This is a genomic window from Dehalococcoidales bacterium, assembly GCA_035529395.1.
Taxonomy (GTDB): Bacteria; Chloroflexota; Dehalococcoidia; order Dehalococcoidales; family Fen-1064; genus DUES01.
Genome location: DATKWT010000173.1, coordinates 1 through 3,288, shown reverse-complemented (window position 1 = coordinate 3,288; position 3,288 = coordinate 1). Strand labels below are relative to the sequence as shown.

The following is a 3,288-nucleotide window of genomic DNA, read 5'->3' as shown; positions in this document are numbered from 1 at the left end:
TGTGCACCACTGTCGATTCGCTCATCCAAAGAGGCGGCTATGAAAGGCCAGGATATGACGCTCGGGGTTGCCCTGAACCATGGTTTTCTCATGTCTCAGCAGATGGCACAGTCCGAAGACTTCGTGGAAGGACCAAAGGCTTTCAGCGAAAAACGACCGCCAAACTGGAAGGGTAGATAATACTGGTATTTAATAAGTTGGGCGGAGGATATACCCTCCGCCCAACCGGTTAAATTGTTAAGTCCGAATTCTAGGACCTGCTGGTATCGGGTTTGGTAAGGTCACCGTATATCTCCGGGCGGCGATCCCGGATATAGTCCACCTCGAATTCACCCTGTTTTATGATAATGTGCTTCTGGCGCGCGTGTTCCAGACTGACTTCACTCAGCAGAATTTCTTCCTTCCTGGCGCTGCCGCTGGCGAGTGTGTCTCCCCACGCATCGACAATCTTACTTCTGCCGAGGAACCTGACACCCCGTTCAACACCAACACGATCTACGGCAACCACATGGACTTTGTTTTCGATTGCGCGGGTGTTTATCACGTACTTTGAGATGTAGTCCCGCGTTCCCGGCCAGTTGGTGGGGAGAGCGAGGATGTCGGCGCCCTGCAGTGTCATGATACGGGCGCTTTCCGGAAATTGGCAGTCGTAGCAAATGTGCATACCGATGTTACCAATCGGCGTCCGGTGCACTTCGAATGGCCTGTTTCCGTGGTCTACAAAACGGTCGATACCAAGGAACGGCAGGTGGTTTTTACGGTATTTGCCCACCAGTCCCTGCGGCCCAATCAGCACGGCGGCGTTGTAGCATTTGTCGCCGTCTACTTCGAGTAGTCCGAAGACCGCGTGCACGCCCAGTTCCCGACAGAGGTCTGCCAGCCTGTCGGTTGCCGGGCCGGGTATGGTCTCCATGAAAGGCAGGGCTTCCTCACGACTGTTGAACACGTAGCCGGTGAGGGCGCACTCCGGGAAGACAATTAGCTGCGCGCCTTCTGCGGCGGCCTTCTCTGTCCAGAACAGTATCTTCTCCAGGTTCGCTTCGTTCTTCGTTATCCCGGGGTCTATCTGGACGGCGGCAATTTTTACGATATCGCTCATCAGAGCATCCTCCTACAGTCCTACGTAACACACTCTAGGTGGCGGGCGTGGTTTTGTCAAATCTCGGAGGGAACACGTTCTTGACAGTATAATCCCTGCGGTCTAGTATAGCCGTGTTGCTACTGAAATCGCATCGTTGGAGTAAGGAGGATAGCTATGGTGTACCAGGATATATTGTATGAGGTCGACGAATATATAGGCACGATAACGCTCAACCGTCCCCAGAGTCTGAATGCCTTCACCGATACCCTGCTTACCGAGTGGGTGGATGCCATCGAGACTGCCAAGCGCGACCCCGGGGTACGGGTACTGATAGTGACCGGCGCTGGCAGGGGGTTCTGCTCCGGGATGGATGTCAAGGCGGCTGCCGGTGGAGGGCAGGCGCAACCCCTCTATGCCCGGCGCAATTACATGCGACTCGGCGTTCACCGGGTGCCGCGTGTCCTGGAGACCTTTGACAAGCCCTACATTGCCGCTATCAACGGGCCCGCTGCCGGGGCCGGAATGGATATGGCCAGCATGGCCGATATCAGGATAATGTCGGACAAGGCTCGTGTGGGCATGAACTACGTGCGGGTGGGACTGCTACCCGGTGATGCCGGGTGCTACTTCCTGCCGCGCATCGTGGGTATTGCCAAGGCCCTGGAGCTTATCTGGTCGGGCCGGATGATTGATGCCGAAGAAGCACTGCGTATCGGCTACGTGAGCCTGGTGGTCCCCCACGATGAGTTGATGGAGAAGACCCGGGAGTTCTGCCGGCAGTTTACCCAGGCACCGGTGGCTACCCAGTTCGCCAAGCGTCTGCTGTGGCGGGGCATGGACATGTACCGGAATATCAACCTGGAGATGGCCGAGATGGCGATGCTGATAAACTCGACAAGCCCGGACACGAAGGAAGGCCCGCAGGCCTGGGTGGAGAAGCGGGAGCCACAGTGGAGCGGTGAATAGCGATTGGTAACCTGGCTGGTTGAGAGAAAGAAGAAGCGCTCGCACTTTCGGGCGAGCGCTTCTTCCATACTCAGGCACAGCACGCCGACCGGGTTGCCGTTAGGCTTGTCGGCGCCTGTGCCGACAACCGAAGACACATGACAACTGGTAGCTCGGTTTCTCTCTAGTCGCCGTCTCCGTCGATTCTCGCAGCAGGCTGTAACTCCTGGGGAAGGAACAAGACCCGCTACCCGCAAATGGAACGTCTGCACTTCTGCAGTTTAAATCTCCCCGCGCCAGGGAACACGTCCTTGACAGTACAATCCTGGTAGTCTAGTATAGCCGCATTGCTACTAAAGCCGCGTTTCTACAAAACCGCATCGTTGAAGTAAGAATGAAGGCTATGGCGTACCGGTATATATTGTATGAGGTTGACGGTTATACAGGCACGATAATGCTCAACCGTCCCCGGAGTCTGAACGCCTTCACCGATACCCTGCTTACCGAGTGGGTGGACGCCATCGAGTCAGCCAAACGTAACCCCGGGGTACGGGTACTGCTAGCGTAGTGTCTCGTATATATCTTTACGTATGATGGATGTTGATGTCATTCCAGTGCAGGCTGGAAACCAGGGGGCAAACACGTATCCCGGATCGAGTCTAACAGGGTGATGAAAAAGGGAAGCCCAGAGGGGCTTCGCCCCTTCTTAGGGGCGCCCCCTTCTGGCAGGGGTGTCGGGGCGTCATTCTTTAAGAATGACGTTAGCAGAATCCGAAACCAGATTCTGCCGGTGTCCCCCAGATATAATCTTTTCCCCTTCCTGGACAGGAAGGGGAAGGCGGCCCATCTGGGCCGCACGGGGATTGGTCGAAAGGGTTTTTCATAGGCTTGCTAGAATGACAGGGACTGCAAAGGCATTTGTAAGACACTACAACTAGAAGGGCGGCGGTCCAACGTGCGCAAGCACCCGACCCATGCTTCGCGCGGCGGATGTCGGCAGACTTTCCCTCATCTGTGCAGGGCCTTGTCGCTGTGGGGGATTGCATGGCTCGCATGGGCAGTTGAAGCGCCATCTGGCAAACGCTGTGGTCTATCAACTGGTAGAGGCTCCTGATGGCGTGCGTTCTACTGCTGCGCCATCTGCCAGGACTTGCCTTCGGTCGTAATTGACGGGGCAATCACCATCTCTGCCTGCTGCATCTCCCTGATGGTTGATGCACCGCAGAACCCCATCGCCGTGCGGATTGCCCCCACCAGGTTCT

At 56.3% G+C, this 3,288-nt stretch carries 4 protein-coding genes; 3 read left to right on the top strand and 1 reads right to left on the bottom strand.

The genetic code is table 11. The annotated features are described in order from the left end of the window. The coding region (locus VMW13_10855; GenBank protein HUV45313.1) for an enoyl-CoA hydratase at window positions 1-180 on the top strand (180 nt) is incomplete at its 5' end. Between the two features lie 70 nt (window positions 181-250). Here VMW13_10855 and VMW13_10850 read toward each other — a convergent pair. After that, complete coding sequence (locus VMW13_10850; GenBank protein ID HUV45312.1) at window positions 251-1,099, bottom strand: carbon-nitrogen hydrolase family protein; 849 nt, start codon at window positions 1,097-1,099, stop codon at window positions 251-253. Window positions 1,100-1,255: 156 nt separating this feature from the next. Between VMW13_10850 and VMW13_10845 the strand changes: the two genes are divergently transcribed. Beyond that, the gene (locus VMW13_10845; GenBank protein HUV45311.1) at window positions 1,256-2,047 is read left to right on the top strand and encodes an enoyl-CoA hydratase/isomerase family protein; all 792 of its coding nucleotides are present in this window, start codon (window positions 1,256-1,258) and stop codon (window positions 2,045-2,047) included. Between the two features lie 382 nt (window positions 2,048-2,429). Then, the gene (locus VMW13_10840) at window positions 2,430-2,594 is read left to right on the top strand and encodes a hypothetical protein (GenBank protein HUV45310.1); all 165 of its coding nucleotides are present in this window, start codon (window positions 2,430-2,432) and stop codon (window positions 2,592-2,594) included. Window positions 2,595-3,288: the final 694 nt, after the last annotated feature.